The sequence below is a fragment of the Paenibacillus sp. KS-LC4 genome, assembly GCF_036894955.1.
In the GTDB taxonomy this organism is placed as follows: domain Bacteria; phylum Bacillota; class Bacilli; order Paenibacillales; family Paenibacillaceae; genus Pristimantibacillus.
The window spans coordinates 1,303,599-1,323,944 of sequence record NZ_CP145905.1 but is presented as its reverse complement, the minus strand read 5'-3'; the positions used below and the strand labels follow the sequence as shown (position 1 = coordinate 1,323,944).

Annotated in this window: 13 protein-coding genes; 6 read left to right on the top strand and 7 right to left on the bottom strand. The window is 47.9% G+C overall.

Translation table 11 applies throughout. The annotated features are described in order from the left end of the window. Nucleotides 1–214: 214 nt before the first annotated feature. The 3 genes from V5J77_RS05555 to V5J77_RS05545 all read left to right on the top strand — a co-directional run bounded on the left by V5J77_RS05555 (nucleotide 215) and on the right by V5J77_RS05545 (nucleotide 3,180). On the top strand, nucleotides 215–1,414 hold the full coding sequence (locus V5J77_RS05555; protein ID WP_338554795.1) for a glycine betaine/L-proline ABC transporter ATP-binding protein: 1,200 nt from the start codon (nucleotides 215–217) through the stop codon (nucleotides 1,412–1,414). After that, entirely contained in the window at nucleotides 1,411–2,247 is an 837-nt protein-coding gene (locus tag V5J77_RS05550; protein ID WP_338554794.1) for a proline/glycine betaine ABC transporter permease, read from the top strand. Before V5J77_RS05555 ends, V5J77_RS05550 begins: the two co-directional genes overlap by 4 nt. 87 nt (nucleotides 2,248–2,334) lie before the next feature. Continuing rightward, complete coding sequence (locus V5J77_RS05545; RefSeq protein ID WP_338556571.1) at nucleotides 2,335–3,180, top strand: glycine betaine ABC transporter substrate-binding protein; 846 nt, start codon at nucleotides 2,335–2,337, stop codon at nucleotides 3,178–3,180. A gap of 93 nt (nucleotides 3,181–3,273) precedes the next feature. Here V5J77_RS05545 and V5J77_RS05540 read toward each other — a convergent pair whose 3' ends face one another. Further along, complete coding sequence (locus V5J77_RS05540) at nucleotides 3,274–4,593, bottom strand: ISNCY family transposase (protein WP_338554793.1); 1,320 nt, start codon at nucleotides 4,591–4,593, stop codon at nucleotides 3,274–3,276. A gap of 367 nt (nucleotides 4,594–4,960) precedes the next feature. Between V5J77_RS05540 and serS the strand changes: the two genes are divergently transcribed. Continuing rightward, nucleotides 4,961–6,373 (top strand): serine--tRNA ligase, encoded by a 1,413-nt coding sequence (gene serS, locus V5J77_RS05535; RefSeq protein ID WP_338554792.1) that lies wholly within the window; start codon nucleotides 4,961–4,963, stop codon nucleotides 6,371–6,373. A 159-nt stretch (nucleotides 6,374–6,532) separates the two neighbouring features. On the opposite strand, the gene V5J77_RS05530 is transcribed toward serS, so the two are convergent. Further along, nucleotides 6,533–7,048: an SRPBCC domain-containing protein gene (locus tag V5J77_RS05530; RefSeq protein ID WP_338554791.1), complete on the bottom strand. Its 516-nt coding sequence runs from the start codon at nucleotides 7,046–7,048 to the stop codon at nucleotides 6,533–6,535. 661 nt (nucleotides 7,049–7,709) lie between these two features. On the opposite strand from V5J77_RS05530, the gene V5J77_RS05525 reads away from it, so the two are divergent. Together V5J77_RS05525 and V5J77_RS05520 are read left to right on the top strand one after the other, a co-directional pair. Next, nucleotides 7,710–8,087: a helix-turn-helix transcriptional regulator gene (locus tag V5J77_RS05525; protein ID WP_338554790.1), complete on the top strand. Its 378-nt coding sequence runs from the start codon at nucleotides 7,710–7,712 to the stop codon at nucleotides 8,085–8,087. Between the two features lie 110 nt (nucleotides 8,088–8,197). Further along, nucleotides 8,198–8,602, top strand: a complete 405-nt coding sequence (locus V5J77_RS05520; protein WP_338554789.1) for an IDEAL domain-containing protein — start codon at nucleotides 8,198–8,200, stop codon at nucleotides 8,600–8,602. 143 nt (nucleotides 8,603–8,745) lie between these two features. Here the strand turns inward: V5J77_RS05520 and V5J77_RS05515 are convergent, their stop codons facing one another. From V5J77_RS05515 to V5J77_RS05495, 5 genes are all read right to left on the bottom strand, one after another. Then, the gene (locus V5J77_RS05515; RefSeq protein WP_338554788.1) at nucleotides 8,746–10,587 is read right to left on the bottom strand and encodes a methyl-accepting chemotaxis protein; all 1,842 of its coding nucleotides are present in this window, start codon (nucleotides 10,585–10,587) and stop codon (nucleotides 8,746–8,748) included. A 1,014-nt stretch (nucleotides 10,588–11,601) separates the two neighbouring features. Further along, complete coding sequence (locus tag V5J77_RS05510; RefSeq protein WP_338554787.1) at nucleotides 11,602–12,105, bottom strand: hypothetical protein; 504 nt, start codon at nucleotides 12,103–12,105, stop codon at nucleotides 11,602–11,604. Then, nucleotides 12,092–14,218, bottom strand: coding sequence for a hypothetical protein (locus V5J77_RS05505; RefSeq protein WP_338554786.1), 2,127 nt, complete (start codon nucleotides 14,216–14,218; stop codon nucleotides 12,092–12,094). Before V5J77_RS05505 ends, V5J77_RS05510 begins: the two co-directional genes overlap by 14 nt. Nucleotides 14,219–14,242: 24 nt before the next feature. Then, a complete protein-coding gene (locus tag V5J77_RS05500; RefSeq protein ID WP_338554785.1) occupies nucleotides 14,243–17,638 on the bottom strand; it encodes a DUF5704 domain-containing protein in 3,396 nt (1,131 codons plus the stop codon). Nucleotides 17,639–17,655: 17 nt separating this feature from the next. After that, the gene (locus V5J77_RS05495; RefSeq protein ID WP_338554784.1) at nucleotides 17,656–18,942 is read right to left on the bottom strand and encodes an S-layer homology domain-containing protein; all 1,287 of its coding nucleotides are present in this window, start codon (nucleotides 18,940–18,942) and stop codon (nucleotides 17,656–17,658) included. Nucleotides 18,943–20,346 lie beyond the last annotated feature (1,404 nt).

Below are 20,346 nucleotides of genomic sequence, written 5' to 3'. Positions count from 1 at the left end.
TGTTGATATGAAAAAGGGAGCTATCAGGAGTATTCTGTACGAAAAGTTTGTAAAGTTATAACTGCACAAAGTATACAGAGGCTCACGCCTTTTGACCTTTACATTGTTATCCAACTACACTTGTTAGCAGACGAACACTCGAAGCTTGGTGAATAAGCGTTAGGCAAAACGTCCACCTCGCTTCCTGTGCCAAGGATCGTGGAGGGGGTACATCATGGCTATTATAGAGGCTAGGAAGCTGACCAAAATATTCGGTGCGGACCCAAAAAAAGCAATACCGCTGCTGGATAAGGGCTGGTCAAAGGAAAAAATTTTAAAAGAAGCAAAGCTGACTGTCGGTGTGAATCAAGCCGAATTTTCGATAGAGGCCGGACAAATTTTTGTCATCATGGGCCTATCGGGAAGCGGTAAATCGACGCTCGTTCGCTTATTGAATCGTTTAATTGAGCCGACGGGCGGACAAGTGCTTTTTAATGGCAAGGATGTGCTCAAGATGACGGCGGAGCAGCTTCGCCAGTTTCGTCGCAAGCATGTCGGGATGGTGTTTCAGAAGTTTGCGCTGTTCCCGCATCGGACCGTATTGCAAAATATTGAATACGGCCTTGAGGTTCAGGGCATCGCGAAGTCAAAGCGCCGGGAGATGGCGCTTCAATCGTTAGAGCTTGTCGGCTTGAAGGGCTACGGCGACAGTTATCCCGAACAGCTTAGCGGCGGGATGCAGCAGCGCGTAGGTCTTGCAAGAGGGCTTGCCAGTGATCCCGAGGTATTGCTGATGGATGAAGCGTTCAGTGCGCTTGATCCGCTGATCCGCAAGGATATGCAGGATGAGCTGCTGGAGCTCCAGTCCAAGATGAAAAAAACGATTATTTTCATCACCCATGATTTGAATGAGGCGCTGCGCATCGGAGACCAGATCGCCTTAATGAAGGATGGCAGCATTGTGCAAATAGGGTCGCCGGAAGAAATTTTAATGCAGCCTGCCAATAAATATGTGGAGCGCTTCGTCGAGGACGTCGATTTGTCCAAGGTGCTCACCGCCTCCCATGTCATGGCGAAGGCTGAGACGATTACGAATGAGAAGGGACCGCGCGTTGCGCTCCAGCTCATGCGTGCGAGAAGCATCTCCAGCTTGTATATGGTCGACAAGGAGATGCGACTGCTTGGTGTCATCACGGCGGATGATGCGGCGAAAGCGCTGAAGGAAGGGCTGACGCTCGAATCGCTAACCCAGCGTGATGTTCCAACCGTAACGCCCGATACGCTGCTCAATGAGCTGTTTGAGTTAATGGGCAGTGTGCGCTTGCCCGTTGCCGTCATCGGTGAAAATGGTCGCTTGAAGGGCATCGTGATTAAAGGCGCAGTGCTTGCCGCACTCGCAGGCAATACCGAAATAGAGGCAGGTGTTAAAGCATGAATATACCGAAAATTCCTTTAGCGGATTGGATCGGGGCACTGGAGGCATGGCTTGAAACTCATCTCAGCCCGCTTTTCAAGCTTATTAAAGTGGTTATTGGCGAAACGGTTGGCGGATTAAATACCGCACTCGACTTTCTCCCTGCGATCGTACTCATTATTCTCTTTACCGCAGCAGCTTGGTTTCTCGGCAAATGGCGCATGGCGCTGTTTACGTTTGTCGGCCTGCTCATTATTGATAATCTCGGCTATTGGAGCCAGACGATGCAGACGCTGTCGCTCGTGCTGACCTCCGCCCTCATTTCCGTAGTAGTCGGTGTTCCAGTTGGCATTTTGTGTGCACGTAAAAATAGCATCCAAAATATCGTTACTCCGATTCTCGACTTCATGCAGACGATGCCGGCCTTCGTATACTTGCTGCCTGCCGTCTCCTTCTTCTCGCTTGGCGTCGTACCCGGCGTCATCGCTTCGATTATTTTTGCGATTCCGCCGACGATTCGGATGACCAATCTTGGCATTCGCCAAGTGCCAGAGGAGCTGACGGAAGCGGCGGATGCCTTCGGCTCTACACCGTCGCAGAAGCTGATCAAGCTGCAATTGCCGATTGCGCTGCCAAGCATTATGGCGGGCATCAACCAGACGATCATGCTGTCGCTTTCAATGGTCGTTATCGCATCCATGATTGGCGCTCAGGGCGTTGGCTCGTACGTATACCGTGCGGTGACGCAGGGCAACACAGGCGTTGGCTTTGAGGCGGGGATCGCCATCGTTATACTCGCGATTATTCTCGACCGCTTGACGCAAAATGCGATTCGCCGCACGAAAAAGGCGTAAATCACTATAGGTGCTCTCCGCCATCACGACGGAGTAGCTGATATAGCAATCGAACTATTTTTAGAAGGAGTGTTACTATTGAAAAAGATGAAAATGCTAGTTGCTGCCGTTATGCTCGCTGTATTGGTCGCCGGCTGTTCCTCCGCCGGCGGAAGCAAGGACATTACCCTTGCTTATGTCGCTTGGGATTCCGAAATTGCCAGTACCTATGTCGTGAAAGAAGTATTGGAGCAAAAGCTTGGCTACAAGGTTGAAATGCTCCAAGTCGATGCCGGGCCAATGTGGGCGGGCATCTCCGATGGAAGCGCCGACGGCATCGTTGCTGCTTGGCTTCCAAGCACGCACGCCTCTTATGCGGATAAATATCAGGGGCAATATGAGGATTTAGGCGCTAACCTCGAAGGCACCAAAACCGGACTTGTCGTTCCCGCTTATATGGATATTAACAGCATTGAGGACTTGAATGATACGACGGGCCCCGCGCTGGATTATAAAATTATCGGCATTGAGCCAGGTGCCGGACTTATGATGGCGTCGGAAAAGGCACTTGATGAATACGGCCTGCGCGACAAATGGACGCTGCTTGAAAGCTCGTCTGCTGCGATGTCGCAGGAGCTTCAGAAGGCTTATGACAATAAAGAGCCAATCGTGGTAACAGGCTGGACACCACACTGGATGTTCGCCAAGATGGACCTGAAATATTTGGATGATCCGAAAAATGTCTACGGCGGCGCCGAACAAATTCATACGCTTGTACGCAAGGGGCTGAAGGAGGACAAAGCGGAGGCTTACGCGTTCCTCGACAAGTTCAACTGGACGCCGGATGATATGGCGAAGGTCATGGTTGCCATTCAAGGCGGAGAAACGCCAGAAGCAGCGGCGAAGGCTTGGGTTGAAGACAACGCCGAGTTGGTTGATGCTTGGCTGAAATAATTCCTTGTAAAACAATTCAAGCTGTCAATCGTCTGTGAAAATGTCACCTTAACTGTGCTATGAAAATGTCACTTGTAAGCGTGGAGGCCGCCCTTACCAGGAGGCCTCTAAATAATCGTTGTGCTGCGAATTTATCTTGTCTTGGAACGTACTTGGTTTTGTGTTACGCTTAGTGATGTTGTTGTCATGCGTGGTTTTCCACGGATGATCGTTGGCGGGTTTGCGTGGCTGCGCAGAACTCGCCTTTTTCTTTTGCTCGGGCTTAGGCCGTTCTGTTTTCTTGAGCTGCAAAGCTTGTCCACGATGCCAAATGAACACGTCTCCTGAAAGCGTCTGGCGCACTTCAACGACTGATTTCGCGTCAAAACGCTGAGGTGAGGGTTCCGCGAAAGTGTAGACCGTACCCGCATAAGAAAGGGTATGGCCTGACCCCAACGTTCGAAGCTCGCGGATCGTAAAGATATGATCAAGTTGAACGTTATCGCGGAGCTTCATGTAGGCGGATTCGCTGGAACGCGGAGCAACGGCAAATTGCTTGTTATGCTTCGCGATGAGCCGTGGGAGCGCTACGTTTGCTTCTTCCATTGAGGTGATGCCAAGCAGCCGTAGCTCAATGACCAGACGATCCTGTAAGGTCAGCCAGAGGCGTTCAACACGGCCTTTCGCTTGTGGCGTGGTTGCTTTTATATGTTCAATATGTAGCTCAGCCATCGCCTTTCCAAAGTGAGAGAGAGGCTTTGTTTCGCCAGCAAGTTCCTGTTCGACGGTAAGCTTCTCATGGGGCGAGCGGAAGATCGTGTGTCTGTCGCTGTAAAGGCTAAGCGGGATGCCATATTTCTGGATACCCTGTTGCATCACAATCGAGTAACCCTCCCGACATTCGTTGGGGCGAAATACAGCGCCAACGACAGTGCCCGTAGCATCATCAATAGCCGCATGCAAGGAAAAGGCGGGAGTGTGCTCCTCCAACCATGCATAAGAGGTCGCGTCGATCTGCCAGAGCATGCCCGCTTGGGCTCTACGCTGACGAGGCTGGTGAGTCTTCGTCTGGCGTCTTTGCTTGGCTTGTTTGAGTCCTTTAGCGAGCAGAATACGTCTCACACTGGAACGGCTCAGTTCCATGTTCTCATGCTCTTGGAGCAACTCGGCAAAGTGGCAACTGTTGCTGCCCTGATATTTTGCTGTGTATAACTCGGCTGCTCGTTCTTTTATGTCTTCCTTTAATGCGTGTATCGGCTTCCTTCCCCGATTTTTATGGGCAATGCCTGATTCTCCTTCTGCTTTATATTTGTTCTTCAGTCGAATGATTTGTCTAACGGAAATTCCTAGCGTCAAAGCCCCCTCGCTGTTTGTCAGATGTCCATCCCCTATTTTCTGCACCACATGGATCTTCTTCAGTTCTTTTCTCGTCAATGTAATTGTCTCCTGTCCCATAGTGACATTATCTCAGAACAGTTATGGGGTGACATTATCACAGAAGAACAACATGTAAAACAATTCAAGCTTGCTTTCATCAGCAGCGCACGTTATAATACATTTTAATTTCATTACTACGACTTGCTGATGACGAGAATCCAACTCCGAGGCGTTCTCGTCAAGAGAGATGCATAGCACTTCTCCTAAGTTTACCGGGCCCGCCCGTTATCGCGGAACCAAAGCGGATCGTTCGGCATTGCCGTCCGGTCAAGTTGGGTGGCACCGCGAGTTTAACGCTCCTCGTCCCAAAAGGATGAGGAGCGTTTTTTGCGTTTTTATTTAAACGGTGAAGGAGCGCGGTAACATGCTGGACATGAAATGGATTCGCGAAAACAAGGAGCTGGTGCAGCAGGCGGCGGAGCGTAAGGGGCTGAATTTTGACGTTCAGCAGCTGCTTGAGGCAGATACTCGCAGACGCGAGCTGCAGCAGCAGGCGGACCAGCTCAGGCAGGAGCGCAATACGCATTCGCAGCGCATTGCGAAGCTGATGCAGAGCGTAAAGGCGAGGCGGGAAAAGCCACGGGCGGCGCAAGGGGGTGAGCAGGGCGAAGCAACGGAGCAGAACAAAGCAACCGAGAAGGACAAAGCAACCGAGCAGGCCGAGCAATTGAAGCAAACGGTAGCGAAAATTAATGAGCAGCTAAAGCCTTGTGAGGAGCAGCTGCTTGAAGCCGAGCAGCGATTCCGCCAGCTCATGCTGGAGGTGCCAAATCCGCCGTCGCCCGATACACCCATTGGCAAGTCGGATGCGGACAATGTGGAAATTCGCCGAATGGGCAGCATCCCGGCTCCCTCCTTTGCGCTGCGGGATCATGTGGAGCTTGGCGAGCTGCATGGCATGATTGATATTAGTCGAGGTGTTCGCACAGCAGGCTCGCGCAGCTACTATTTGAAAGGCGCAGGCGCCCTGCTGCACCGCGCCGTACAGCAGCTTGCGCTCGACTATTTGCTGGAGCGCGGTTTTACGCTGCTTGATGTGCCTCTGATGGTGAGAGAGGAAGCGATGTACAATACGGGCTATTTCCCGTCGGGCACAGATTCGGCTTACCGCATTGACGGCGAAAATCGCTGGCTGATCGGGACGTCGGAAGTGCCGCTAGTCGCCTATTACGATAATGAAATCGTCGATGCTGCCGAGCCGATTCGGCTTACCGCAGCAACCGCCTGCTTCCGCAGCGAGGTCGGCTCGGCTGGACGGGATGTGCGCGGCCTCTACCGCGTGCATCAGTTTGCGAAGGTGGAGCAGGTCGTGCTTTGCGAAGCCGATCCTGACCTTTCGGAGGCGCTGCTCCACGAAATAACAGCGAATGCGGAGCAACTGCTGCAATTGCTGGAGCTGCCCTATCGGGTTGTTGCGGTATGTACCGGGGATATGTCGCAAAAAAATGTAAAGCAGTTCGACATTGAGACGTGGATGCCAAGCAGGCAAGCTTATGGCGAGACGCATTCGTCGTCGAATGTACATGATTTTCAGGCGCGGCGGTCGAATATTCGCTATCGCGATGCGGAGGGCAAGCTTCGCTACTGCCACACGCTTAACAATACGGCGGTTGCAACGCCGCGCATTCTCATCCCGCTGCTGGAAAATCATCAGCTGGAGGACGGGTCGATTTATATTCCAGCAGCGCTGCGTCCCTACATGAGCGGACTGGAAACACTGCAAGCTCCGATCACCTACATGGCAGAATCGGCTCAGGAGCAGCTCTTTCCGAAATAAGGCATGACTCGGCAAAATGTCGCCACAAGACTGCGGAATAGAAAAAGACAAGCGCTGCTTAAACGGCAGCGCTTGTCCCTTTTATAATTAAACAGCAGTCCGATAGAAACGGGAAGATTGCTGACTCGCTTTATTTTTCCACCCCTAATGGCGTTATCGTTATTTCAGCAGCTCTGCCAAGTAGGCGACTAGGCGATCCGACGTTTCGCTGATGCCCTGCTCCATTCCCATTTCGACTACCGTTTTGAGTGCTTCCTCGGTTGGGTAGCGGGTCACGCTCACGAACTTGGTTTTGCCATCGGCTGTCGCTTCAAATGTCATGATGACGTCAGCCGCCGGCATATCCGCAGATTCATTGCCCTCGGCGTCGGAGAAATAGTCGACATAAGCAATCTTTTCATTTGTCACAATTTCGTTATAAACGCCCTTACCCCACGATTCAAAGCCGAAAAAGTCCCCTTGGTTCTCGTCGACGCATTTCATACAATAATGCCATACGCCGCCCGGTCTAAAATCTATTGTGCAAGCTGATAAAATCCAGCCATTCGGTCCCCACCAATGCTTCAAATGCTCCGCCGTCGAATGTGCTTCAAACACGAGTGCATGCGGCGCGTCAAAAATCCGCTCCATCGTAAGTACCTGTCCTTCAACCTTAAAGCTTAGTTTATTCGTCATTGTGATTGCCTCCTGAATGTTTGTTTGACTTGCTTTCCCGTCTCCGTTCCTTCAACCTGCCTTAAGTAAAGCTCCAAGTTGTCCAACCGCTCGCCTCATAATCCGCAGGCGGGTCATGTCAGGTCGGATAATATGCTGAATGGCGCTGTTAAAATCATGGGAAGTCAGCGCAATGAAGATGCTTTCGTTTTCCCGAATTGAATATACCATTATAGGAATATTCCAGTCAAGGAATAATTAAAAGACTTCCGTCGCATGCGATTGCATACTGTAATTTTGCACAAAAAAAGCCGCTAATAAGCATAAAGCTTGTTAACAGCTCCTGTTAAAGAAAAAAAGGAGCTACATCCTCGCGGCGCGCGCTCCTTCTAGCCCTTCAATGCTCCGGCAGCCCGATCAGTACTACTCTGGTCAGAGGCCCCAGATAATTGGTCGAATATTCGCTCTGGAATTGCAGCAGCGCTAAGGGCAAGGTCATTTCGCGGCGATTTAAACTTGTCATTTTGTGACATTGAATCATTTGCTATACTGAGGAGGGCTATCTATTTTTACAGCGCTAGATAAGTAAAACTAGATTAGTAGATTGTAGGACAAGCACGTTTAAACATGGAAAAAAGAGGGTATTAATGATGAGAGCGAATATGCGTGAGGATCATCATGAATGGCTGGAAATCTATCATTTCACGCCTTCTGCTTACAGGCTGCCGAGTTTATGCAGCAGCTTTTGCAGCTCGTCAGCCACTTTGGTTCGCTAAATACCGATCTCGCATGGCTGAGTCTTTTTCATAATCGCACGCACTTTACTAAACAATTCAGCAAAGCATACGGCACTACACCGGTTCAATACATCCAGCGATTAAAAATGGGAGAAGCCACGCGGCTTCTGGCACAAACCAGCTATACGTTATCGGAAATCGCCAGCTCCATCGGCTTTCCCGACCTCTTCTCCTTTTCCAAAGCTTTCAAGAAAATTAGAGGTGTTTCGCCCAAGCAATACCGCTCACAGCTCATTAGCGGGCAAAGAGAGAGTAACGATTGACAGCTGTAACTGTATAAATTATAATTACAGTATTATTACTAAAATTGTAATGGATTTTGAAACAAGCGGGCATAATTGCAGGTTCCATTAAACGACAGGTGGTGACTGGAATGATTAATGAGATGATAATTAAACCGGGCGACTGGATGAACGGAACGACAGGAAACGGCGAGCTAATGCTCGGCTTTGTAGAAAGCGTTGATGCTTCCCACGGCACGGTACGACTATATGTAACGGCATGCGACAACGAGCTTGCTATCGGCAGAACGATTACGCTGGCAGCTTCACAGGTTCATCCACTGCGTTCGTCACCACTGTATACGGTACAGCAATTGACGCAGTTGATCGACCTTGCGCTTGCGACGAGCGATGAAGCTTGGTTTAATGAGCTTTCGGCTATGCTCGTCACCTTGAACAATGGCAAATTGCCGCAGGACAGCTCCCTGCCAAGCACCCATACCAATATTTTCAACCGTCTGGGCATTTCGGTTAATGGAGAAGCGAACGGCTTGTAACACATAGAGGCAAAACTATACAAAACTACTTGCAACCTCAACAAAAACCGTTCCTTTCGTTAATGGCAGGCCAAGCTTGCCTTTAACAAAGAAACGGTTTTTGTCGGTTTACCTATTCCTATTACCTTTTACCGCTCAACCTACTATAGCTTAAATTGATCAATTTGCGTGCGAAGCTTCTCTGCCATGTTAGCAAGCTCCGCTGAGGAGGAAGCGACTTCCTCCATTGATGCCATTTGCTGCTGTGCGGCGGCAGAGACATTTTCAGATTCAGCAGCGGTTTCACTGGCGGAATCGGCAATATGACGAATGGATTCAACCAAGCTGCCTGTGCCTGAGACGATTTCCTCAGCGGCAGTCGAAACACTTCGGATGCTGTCTGCAACCTGTTCCACAGATGAGCGAATGTGCGTAAACAGCTCATTCGCCGCTTCTCCGGCTTGTTTGCCTTGGGCTGCTTGCTCAACGGTCTGTTCAGACGCATGAAGAGTTCGCTTAATCTCAAGCTGAATGCTGCCAATGAAGCCGGCAATTTGCTCTGCGGATGCCATTGATTGTCCAGCCAGCTTCCGAATCTCATCAGCAACGACGGCAAAACCTCGCCCTGCTTCACCTGAGCGCGACGCTTCAATCGCCGCATTTAAGGAGAGAATATTCGTCTGGCGAGCGATGTTGCTTATGCTAACTACAACCTCACCAATTTTAGCGGACAAGCCGCTAAGATCTTGAATCGTGCCGGACAACTCGCGAATGCCGAGCTCCATCTCGTCCATTTTTCCACCAAGCTGATTCATTGCGGCTGAGCCGTCCGTTGCCAGGGTAGTCGCCTCAGAGGCAATGGCCGATACATCTGAGCTATGCGCAGCGACTCCGTTAATTTGCACAGCAATATTTTCCGCTGCATCGCTGCCATCTTGTACGCTGGACGTTTGCCGCTCCGAGCTTTCGGCCACGACCAATATAGCCTCGGAAATGCTCTGCGCTGCATGAGCACCTTGATCGGCACCTGCCGCAAGCTGCTTCGCAGACTCCGTCAATTGATCAGATAAGTCTGCAACGCCCTTCATTAATTGATGCATTTGATCTCCTGCTGCATTAAAAGAATGAAGAGCCACGCTAATATCGTTTTTGCCTTTGACCGGAATGCGATACGTGAGATCGCCTTGTGCCAGCAAATCAATTCCGTGTGTCAATTGACGGATAGGATGTACAATTCTGAGCGCTATTAATACGCTGAGCAGCATCGCACCCACAACAATGATCAGCCCTACGATTATTATGAGCTTCAGCAAATCATTAACCGATTTTAAAAACTCGCTTTCATGCACATAAGTGACAACGATCCAATTGATATCCGTTTTCGTGAAATAGGATAACTGATCGAACCCTGCTTCATGGGAATGAATGGCCTTGTAATTGCCCTGAAGCGCATCAGCAAATCCTTCATCCAGTGCAGGGTTGTTCAAATCCGCAAGCTTTTTGTTTAAAATAAAGGACTCGTCCGGATAATAAATAAATGTTCCATCCGCAGTCATCATAAGCGCTTTTCCCGTCTCGCCTTGCTTAAAGTGAGCAATGTTATCGACAACCTCATTAATCGGATATCCTGCTGTATAAAAACCAACGGGTTGACCATCCTTCATTACAGGAGCACCAATAGCAACGCCAAGCTTATTATCTACTTTAGAAATAATCGGATTAGAGACGTAAGGGAGTCCTGCTTGTATCTCTTTTATATAGGGACGCTCAGATAAGTCATATTCCTTGCCGTTCGCGTCAATTGCAAACTTCCCCGTCGTATCAGGTGAATACAAAATCGTTGTGAATTCAGGATGCAGCTTCTGTGACTTGGCAATCAAGTCCATATGCTTCTGTTTGTCATCGCCTAAATCTGCGCCTGCCTCCGCTAGCATTTTAATGATGGTCTGCTTCTCTTTCATTCTGCTGTCAACTTCCTTGGCCAGCAGCCTCGTATTCAATTCCATTTGTTTCTCCAATTGACCCCTGACCTCATTTGAGGTGGGAGCATAAAACGTAAACGAAAGTACCGAAACACAGACAATGACGATTAGCAGGGTAGACAGCACAATTCGCCCGGCTGTCTGACGGAGGGAACAGAATGTGAGTAGTGCGCGAATAAAACGCGAGTTTTTTAAAGCCATGAGTTATCCCCTTTTTAAAAATGAATATTGTGTAGTTACTATATCGGTAAAAGCATCCAACTTTTTAACTAATCTAACACTTTTTCGACAAATTTCTACCCGCTCATTCGATTGCAGCCCAAGCTCCGCCTAACATCTTACACCTTAAAAGCACTTAAAAATATATTTTCCTTTATATGAATATTTCTGTTGTATAAGCAAGTATATATACCATTTAAAACATATCGAATGATTATCTAATGTCACAAAACCATTCAGCCAGCAGCACTACTACAGCGGTCAATGGAACAGAGACTATCGTGACCCGGTTGCTCAAAGCCCCCCGTGAGCTTGTATTCAAAATCTGGACAGAGTTAACCCAAGCTCCTTCAGCTTCTCTCGGTTAATCTCCGCCTGCTTGTGCATCTCTGCCATCAGCAGATGATTGCCGAACTGCTTGTACTGTCGCACCTTTCAGGCCTGCCACCCGCCGCAGCATTAGAAAACCTCAAGAAAGCGAACAATACAAAAAACAGGCCAATTATGGAAGTCTCTGACCATAATCGACCTGCATCGTGTAAAGGAATAGCGTTACTTAGGTTGCGAAATTAAAGCATTTATGTGCGTACTAACAAAATGAACTAAATCTTTATAATGAAATTACATAGATTAAATGTGTTAATGGTTGAATGATGAGTTCATTCGGCACTGGGTAGGGGATTTTTGAACAGCCGCCACTTGTATGATTATATTGTTTGGTATTAGCGGCGGATAAAAATGAAACTACAGCACGGCAGTTAACTCGCATTGTGGCGTTGTTGATTTGTACTATGAATTAATTCGAATCTTCAATTATTTTCATAAAATGATAATCCTATAATCTTTATCTGTAATAATAAACTTGTCATTATATTCTATAGATAAACCCTCGTATTTTTGGATAAGCATCTCACTAAGGTTTGATATATTCAAACCTTCCCGAAGATACAAAAACAGATCATTAATATTTCGATTCATAGGATCAAGGTGCATCTCGACTTTCATCATATCATTTAAAATTCTTTCAATAGTAGTTATTCTGTATACTATCTTCTCAACATCTTCCTCCACATTAGTATCGTTACCAAACATTTCACCAAGTGATGAATAGTTCGGTTGTCCCCCTCTAAATATTTCCACCAATCCTATAACTAACTCCTGAAATGAACTTTCTGAAAATTTTACTTTTAACAACTCCCATGAGTTATCAAACATCCAACTCATATCATTGGGATCGTTATCACTATCGTCCAAAACCCCCATAACTGTAGGTTTTCTGTAAAGAAATTTCGAATTAATTCTTTCATCATTATTTAAAAACACTAAATTCCCCTCCCATTTTCTCTGCCATTTTACTATATAATATATCCCAAACTGCTTCTGTGTTACCTTCTTTAAATAATGCTTGAACCGTAGGGTCACCAGCAAGTTCTCTTTGTGTTTGTTTAAAAAATTTCTCAACATCCAGTGGATGTATCGCCCATCCTCCAGTGCCTCTACTAATACTAAACGTTACCCCGTTTGGAGTCACAGCTCTTATTTCTGCCATATCGAAATATACCACTGTTTCTAGGTCCGCAATACTAAACCTACTGCTACTAGGATGATTATGAGTAAATATAGTATCCTTTGCTATATCTTTATAAGAAGAAAGATCAATTTTTGCTTGTTCACCATCAGAGATTAATTTACCAATCACATTGCCGTCTTTATCGAAAAACAGACCATGCTCAAACGGCTCATTTCTAATACCGTCTTCCAAGTATTTAACTGTTGATGGAGCTTTATCTACTTTCCCTATACTTGATAGTAAATTTTGACCACCCGAACCCTCGCTTACTACACCAATCTTCTCCATCCCCTCAGGGGTCACAAGCTGATTGCCAAAGCCTAGTCCACTGCCACTTCCTGCACCCTCCGGTTTAACCGCTGGACTTTTCGGTACCGTCGGTTCAATCCCTCCTGGTGCCTTTATTTTAACCGAGAACAATAAGCCGAGTACTCCGATTACATCCTGTACATGCTCCTTGGAATTCGGATTTTTCGGCGCGAACGCTCCCTGCACCATCCCCGTTAAACCCAGGCTCAAATAATCCAAGTACGCAGACACCGACTCATTCCGATTCGCCGTTCGATTCTCATGTCCCTTCCAAAACTCACCTGGTACACTGATTAAGCCCATCGTCGCGTTGTTAAAAAAATCATACACCGAGTCGTTGCTCTTGTTCGCTCGATCAACGTGAGCATTGTATAAATCCGTTGCCACTTCCGCTATGCTATTTCCGGTTTGCTTAATCGCAGCCCATTCCACTGCAGCTTGGTTTTTTATCACGCTCCAGTAGATCTCAAGGCTTTGCATCGCATCCTGCCCGAACTTCTCCAGCATGCCCGGCTTTTCCTCGACGATAACTTCCTTTGGCGGGGGATCGTATTTGCTTAATGCCTGCATGCTCTGCAAAATCGTCAGCACGTTCAGCAGTCCGCTTTTTACTTGCCCCTGCTGGACATCCGTTACTAAGCCTCCCGCAGCGTCTCGTATCGTTTGCTGCAGCGCATGAATTTCCTTGAGCTGCACCCTCGCCAGTTCGCCCGTCGGACCCGGCGTTTGCGCCATCATCACCATAAACAAATAGCGAGCGTTGTCCGGCAGCGGCACCCGCGTCGTCAGATCCCCTTCCAGCGCAAACGATGGATCATACTCACACGCCAGCAGCGGCACCTGCTTGAAATAGCTCGTCATATTGACGTTTGGTGCAAAATAGCTCTCTGCTACGCCAAGCTCCTTCAGCTTCTCTCGGCTAATCTCCGCCTGCTTGTGCATCTCCGCCATCAGCAGATGATTGCCGAACTGCTTGTACACCGCATACGCTGTCTGCGCCTTCGCGATCAGATCCCGCTCCGCGAAGATCGCCTCCAGCTTCATTTCCGCATCCAGCTTCTCCGCCGCTGTCGCACCTTGCAGGCCTGCGACCCGCCGCAGCTCCTTCACCAACGGATCGCTCGACCAGCGGTCCCGGCTGGCTTGCGGCAAGATCCGGTCGATTAGGTTCGTCACCATCGGGCGGAAGGTGACAGGCACGGGCGTATAGCTGCCGCCGCCTGTCGTCCCTACCCGCTTCAACAGGTCAACACGCTCCAGCCCGCTCAGCCCCTTCGCCAGCTGCTTCGCTTCCTGCGCCGCTTCCGCCTGCACCCGCTCGATGCCCTTCAGTGCTTTGCTGATCACTTCCGTCATCTGCTCGGCTTCCTGCGTCAAGCCCGTCAACTGCCGCTGAATCTGCTCCAGGCTGCTCAGCATCGGCAAAGAGCGGTCCCAGCTCGCGATCTTTCCGCTCACCCGCCGTCGCAGCTCATCCGTGTCCGCTCCGATTCGCACCATCTGCTGCTGCAGGCGCCTCACTTCATCCGGTTTAAATACAACCTGCTTGCCAGCCATTGTACACCTCCTCGCTTACCCGTTCTATCTCCCCGTGCCTTGGAAGTCGTTACGCACCGAGAAGCTCGATTCAAACATTGCAATATCCCCATATTGAAAGCGGTACGTCTGACCGCTATAGCTCACGCTGCTAAGCGGCTGTCCTTCAATTTCCCACATATTCGCCATCGGCGCGTCATACCGGATTTCCGGATTCGCCTTGCGCTCCTGCTGGTAGGCGCTTAGATCAAAATGAACCATCAGATAGCCGTTTTTCAAAAACGCGGCCTCACTGCCATTGAGCGCCCCGCCGTTTTGCCTGGCCACCTCTAAAATATTCGTGCCCTTCGGCAGCACATACGGTGCGATTGGCAGGCTGTACTCCCCGTACCACCGCTGCACGCTCCGCAGCGCTTGCACCGCATTCACACTAGCTGGCACCTGTGAACCGCTTGGCCCCACTAGCGTGCGGGACGCATACGACAGCTCTTCTAGGCTGTATCCTGCACTAATAACCGTTTTCCGCGTAATGTAGTGCTTCCAGAACTTCTCCCACGAAGCGCCAAACCGATTCGCTGGTGATAACAGATAGTCATACTCATAGCTCGCTGCTTGGCTCAGCGAGGTCGTCGTCACCCCGCGCAGCAGATCGGCCAGCTGATACGTTCGGCTGTACAGCTCCTGATCGCGCGCCGAGCCAACCTTAATCAGCTTATTCCGTGGACCGGATACGTCGTAGTACAAGTCCACCTCCTGCGCGCTTCCTCCCTGCTTGCTCACAAACCAGAAGCTTGGCTGGATTTGAATACCTGCGTCCTTGCCGCTATAGCTCCCGATGGTTTCAAAGTAGAACGAGATGGGATAGCCATTATGCGGCACCGTAGCCGCTTCCCTTGGATGCGAGCCTGGCCGAATCGGCAATAGCCGTGAAGGCTGGCTCGCTAGATTCGTCTCTTCTCGATCCTTCGTCCGTCCACCCGATTCATAGACATAACCTGAATGCTGCTTCGAGCCTTTCGCCGTGCGAAACACCGATTCATAGCGCAGATCGCCAATGTCCGTAATGGTGAAATCTGAAATGCGGCCTTGCACCGTAAAGAGCAGCGTGCGGCTCGCTCCATAGTTCGCGAGATCCCCATTCAAGTCCGTCTGATACGCCGACGAGCCATCCGGTGTATTAATCGCCCACGCCTGCGTCACCGCATCGTAGTTCCCTTCCGGTACCCAGACCGGAATGCGGTACGTTTGCTTCGCTGCTCCGACAGGATAATCAATCCACGTTTGCGCGGGATAGAAGGTGCTCCCATGGTACACATCAAACGGGAATACAATTCGTTTGTTTCGCGTATATCTCGCATAGTCCCGGTTGCCGTATCCGAGCTGATTCAAATGCGGCGCCGTCTCATCAAAGTCGACGGAAAACTCCCGTCCCAGCACAAGCACCGTTCGCGCCATATTCGGGATGACGCTCTGATCAAAGCCGCGATTTTCATCTGGTGCTTCGGAATCATTGACCACCGGGGTGTGGACGGTCACCGTATTGAGCCCTTCAATCGGGAACGTTTGAACATCCCCCTCCCCATTGATGCTCAGCAGGCTCTCGTACGACAGGATGCCATCACTCGGCTCATCCCGGCTGTTCGCCCGCGTACCGGGTATGATCAAACCGCTTTCGTAGAGCACATCCTCCCCGATCTCCTCGGCTTCTACGATATCAATCGGCTCTGGCGTTTCATCGTCCTGCTGCACGTCATCCATAATGACGGAGCCGTCGAAATCCAGACGGTCATTCCATACCTTGATGCGCCCAACCTGTCCTTCCGCTTCTTCGGTCCAGTCCTCCGACGGCACGCTCGGACGCTCGCTGCCGCCATCAAGCGTTTCGCCCGCCAGTACTTTCGCACGATATGGCGGCTTCTCCATATGCTCAGCCGTCACGCCCCCTTGCACATCAGGCGCGGTATAGCCGTTTGGCAGCAGCGTAATCGCTCCATAGGGCAGTGCATATTGATTCAGCGTTGCTTGCTTCAGTCCCCACGCATCGAACGTCGTGATTTCCCAGTAGGCAAACGGTCGTTCCACGTCATATATATTCGTCACTGTTTCGGTTTCCTGATGGCGAACCGTTCGGGTTCTCGGGTTGCCATCCGAATCGGTCCCATCCGATTCCTCGGTCTCCCACTTTAACGTATACGTTTTCGACACCGGAATTTTAAACGTACAGGTACCTATTTCTTGATCAAATGTATAGTCAAAGAGATAGGCTTTGCCGAATACATTCGCATATAGCGCGTCACTGCTCGGAATCCCCTTGCTCACATCGAACTGCTCTGCTCTTCGCGCATCTGCCCGAATCTCGCCTCGGGCATCCGGCGTTATCGAGGTTTGACTTCTACTTAGACCCGGCGTTGGAACGCACATGTCCGAAGGTTCGCAGCTTGCTCCTGTACACGCGGTAGCTCCCACCGTCAGCGTAATTCTCGCCGTGATGTTATACCCATTTGCCCCATCGTCTTTCCAATTCGCTGTAATAACAGCCGAGCCTCGGCTATGTGCCGTTGCTAAACCAGTCTGTTCATCGACGGAAATGACGGCCGAGCGATCACTTTTCCACGTCACCCTATTCGTCATGTTCTGCCAGCCTAAAGGCTTAAAGCCATCCGTCTTTATTTCAGCCTTCATCTGACTTGTCGCTCCAATGGAGGCAGGCGACTCTCCAATAATTCGTATTTCTTTCGTTTGCTTATCGACCCCACGCCAAATTAATAATGTTTCAAAAATATAATGAACCCCATATTTCTGCCACACGCCTCCTGGTCTAAAAATCCCTAATGGATTGCTAATCTGATGATTTGGACCACCTGTGGTTACTTTATAGACCAAATAGTTTTTATTCGTTCTACCAGCATTCAGCCAATCTCCAAATGAACCTGGATATCGTTCCATATTCACAAATCTATGTTCACTCGAATTACTAGAGAGGGAATACTCCCCCGCCTGCATAGCATGTGCCTCGTTATTTACATCTACAAAGCTTCGTGGTGCATACAGTGACATATCCGTTACACCAACGAATGAAGTTGGGACTGGATATGGATTCGTATTTCGATCTGCACCCGTATTCATATTAGCCGCATTAGCTAATCTTGGATAACCTTCAGCCTCTGACTCAGAAGATTCCGCCCTAAAGCTGCCATCATCCAATTGCGTCCAAATGATTTTGGGCTTGACGATGTCTCCCGCTACTACTTTATAATGCTTATGCTGTTTGGAGCCTGTATACCCAGCAGACAGAGGCTCAAATGTAATATCGCCAGCTGGAGGAAGTTCAATTTCGTCAGCTTGAATCGTTTCATCCTCTACAGCTGCGGCAACAAAATTTACTGACCCTGTAGCAACTAGAATCAGTAAAACACCCATTACCACAAAAAAATTTCTCACCTTTGCATCTTCCCCGCTTATTTTCTGTTCAGCATAATTGTGCCTACAGTGCCATCAGATGAAGTAATCCATTGCATACCATATGTAGAACCAATAGTGGTCCAGATCGTTCTCGGTTTTCCCACTTGTAAAAAGTCTGAAAAGTCGTTGTATTTTGTATAAGGACCATAATTTCTTGGCACCGTTTCATATCCAAACCGCTCAGGTGAATCACCAAAAATAACTGATCCCCCTAAAAAATCATAACTATCTTGATATTCATCGGGGTATTTCATCTTCTTTTCAGCCGTAACAGTTGTCTCCGTATAAATGAGAAAAGATGCGCCCATTCTTGTATCAAACATACTTCCATAGATACCTCTCTCCTCCGTTCCCAACGGTTTCGAAATATCTACTACTATCATTTTATGCAAAATAAAGCTGCCCCGTTTCCCCTTCATAATAAATTTTTTCCCCATGATGTTATAAACAGGTGCCACAACATCCTTACTATCTTTGGACCATGTCGCATTGCCAAGGCTAACCGCATTCGTACTATACAGTCCAACTTCTCTCAATTCATTTAATCCTCTATAGCTTTCCGCCTTGCTTCCCTCAATTCTTAAATAGCGATAAAGCATGACCGCAACCTCTGCTCGCGTCGTTGTATTTTCCAGTCCAAAGCTGTCATCTGGATTTCCTTTCATCAATCCTGTTCCACGTGCAAGCGCGATGTATGGCGTTTGGGTTTTGCTAATACCTGTCTTATACGTCTCGGTAAATGGCAATAACGTACCTTCTACCTCTTTCAATGCCGTTTCAAAACTAGCTTCACTGCGCACCAGACCCTGTGAAAACCACTTCGCCATATCATATCGAGTCATCGCTTCATTGGGTTTAAACTTGCCTCCTGGCGCATCGCCTGCCTTAATAAAACCAGCTCCTACTGCGCCTTCAATAGCACTTGCTGCCCAATAGCTGCTCGGTACATCGGTAAAGCTCAGCTTGCTTCCATCCTTTTTATTTTTCGTTATTCGTACAAGCACACTCGCAAGTTCAGCACGTGTAATGAGGCCATTGGGCTTAAACGTTCCATCCGAGTATCCCTTAAGATATCCATCCGCTATTGCCTGCTTGATCGTCGCTTCTGCCCAGTGTCCCTTTATATCCTTAAAGCTTGCAGCACTTGCGCTCGCATACACCTGCCGATTTTTCAATGCTTCTTGGTTTGGCATAGTTGCTTCTTTCGCCGCAGCCATACCGCCTTGCAGCAATATACTGATAGAAACGACCCCAGCTATTATATTTTTTGCCTGTCTTTTCATTTCTCATTTCTCCTTGTTTATAAAAGATATATGAAATATAGAACTTCATTTTCAATTATTTACCTTACCCATTATTACATCAAAATACCTAATTTTCCACCTGTTTTTTTGTATATAATATGAGATTTTGAATTTCAAGTCTCAATATCCTAGCTTAAAAGAAAGGATTATCAACAATTACTTACTATTATTCATGCAAAATTCACTTAGCTTTCATGCATGGCTAGATTTAAAATCTATATATCCTTTCAAGGGATAATAATCCAAATAAACGATCTAGTATGCACAGAGAATGTTATTTCAGGAAAATCGGATAGGGATATGAAAAAAGTCGTAATGACTTAAGTATCACTTAAAACGTGAACTGACTAAGGAAGACAACAGCGAGGGAAACGAGAATGGAGAAGCGATTTTCCTAATGTTGAAGGTTTTCAATTACTACCATTATATTAATTTACTTGTCGCTCTGTTAGAGTTGCCACCCTATACTCTGTCTTGTTCTTCGTCATGCACTCAGTACAGGATTTCCTTGACCACTGGCTTGGTCCGCCTAAACTAAAATGGACACGGGTGATTCTGGCAAAACAGGCTAGCTTGTCAGCGTTAGAGAATTGACGAATATCTCCTATTTTAACAATCAATTCCATCTCTGTAACGGTGAAGCGAACATAATAAAAAACAGGTTGATTATGGTCAGATCTGACCATAATCAACCTGTTCATTGTAACGGAATAGAGTTATTTAGGTTATAAAATTAAAGCATTGTAGTGCGTACAAAGAAAATGACGAAATCTTTATACGGGTATTACATGGGGTAATTGTGTTATAGGTTGAATGATGGATTCATTCGGCATTGGCTAGCCCCATCATAAGAAGAATCCTGACCTTTTCTTAGACAATTGCCTAAAAAGGAGCAAGACCAGTTTCAATATTTTTTATATATCTTTATTTTCTGTATCAAGTGCATCCAGAACTTCATCCTTAATATCTTGTGGAGGAAGTCCTCTAGATAAAGCCCCTGAATTGCGCGGCCATGCATATTTTCCACATACTAACTCATTATGGTGATAACTGATTCTCCCACCTCTCTCAAACAGCTTAATAATGGGATCATATAAATCATTAAACTTCAAGGCAATTGGTAATTGATTGTCAACTACGTATGCCCATTCAAGATAAAATTCACAAAGATATTCTGTAACCCAATCAATGTTTGAGTTAACTAACTTAACACAATCTTCTTTTATATAACTAGGTATATCAAACTGGACAATTTCAGCTGCATTAAATACAGCACGTCTATTATCATCCTTGGAATTAAAGTCTAAAAAAATATTCCCTCTTCTAATAAACTCTGTTACTAAAACAGTATAAGAAGGTTTATCCCCCCCCTACTTTTTCCCA

Bases quoted from the DNA above. Each gene is read 5' to 3' on its own strand.
- V5J77_RS05555 (WP_338554795.1), top strand. From the start codon at position 215: ATGGCTATTATAGAGGCTAGGAAGCTGACCAAAATATTCGGTGCGGAC.
- V5J77_RS05550 (WP_338554794.1), top strand. From the start codon at position 1,411: ATGAATATACCGAAAATTCCTTTAGCGGATTGGATCGGGGCACTGGAG.
- V5J77_RS05545 (WP_338556571.1), top strand. From the start codon at position 2,335: ATGAAAATGCTAGTTGCTGCCGTTATGCTCGCTGTATTGGTCGCCGGC.
- serS (WP_338554792.1), top strand. From the start codon at position 4,961: ATGCTGGACATGAAATGGATTCGCGAAAACAAGGAGCTGGTGCAGCAG.
- V5J77_RS05530 (WP_338554791.1), bottom strand. From the start codon at position 7,048: ATGACGAATAAACTAAGCTTTAAGGTTGAAGGACAGGTACTTACGATG.
- V5J77_RS05525 (WP_338554790.1), top strand. From the start codon at position 7,710: ATGGCTGGAAATCTATCATTTCACGCCTTCTGCTTACAGGCTGCCGAG.
- V5J77_RS05520 (WP_338554789.1), top strand. From the start codon at position 8,198: ATGATTAATGAGATGATAATTAAACCGGGCGACTGGATGAACGGAACG.
- V5J77_RS05515 (WP_338554788.1), bottom strand. From the start codon at position 10,587: ATGGAATTGAATACGAGGCTGCTGGCCAAGGAAGTTGACAGCAGAATG.
- V5J77_RS05505 (WP_338554786.1), bottom strand. From the start codon at position 14,218: ATGGCTGGCAAGCAGGTTGTATTTAAACCGGATGAAGTGAGGCGCCTG.
- V5J77_RS05495 (WP_338554784.1), bottom strand. From the start codon at position 18,942: ATGAAAAGACAGGCAAAAAATATAATAGCTGGGGTCGTTTCTATCAGT.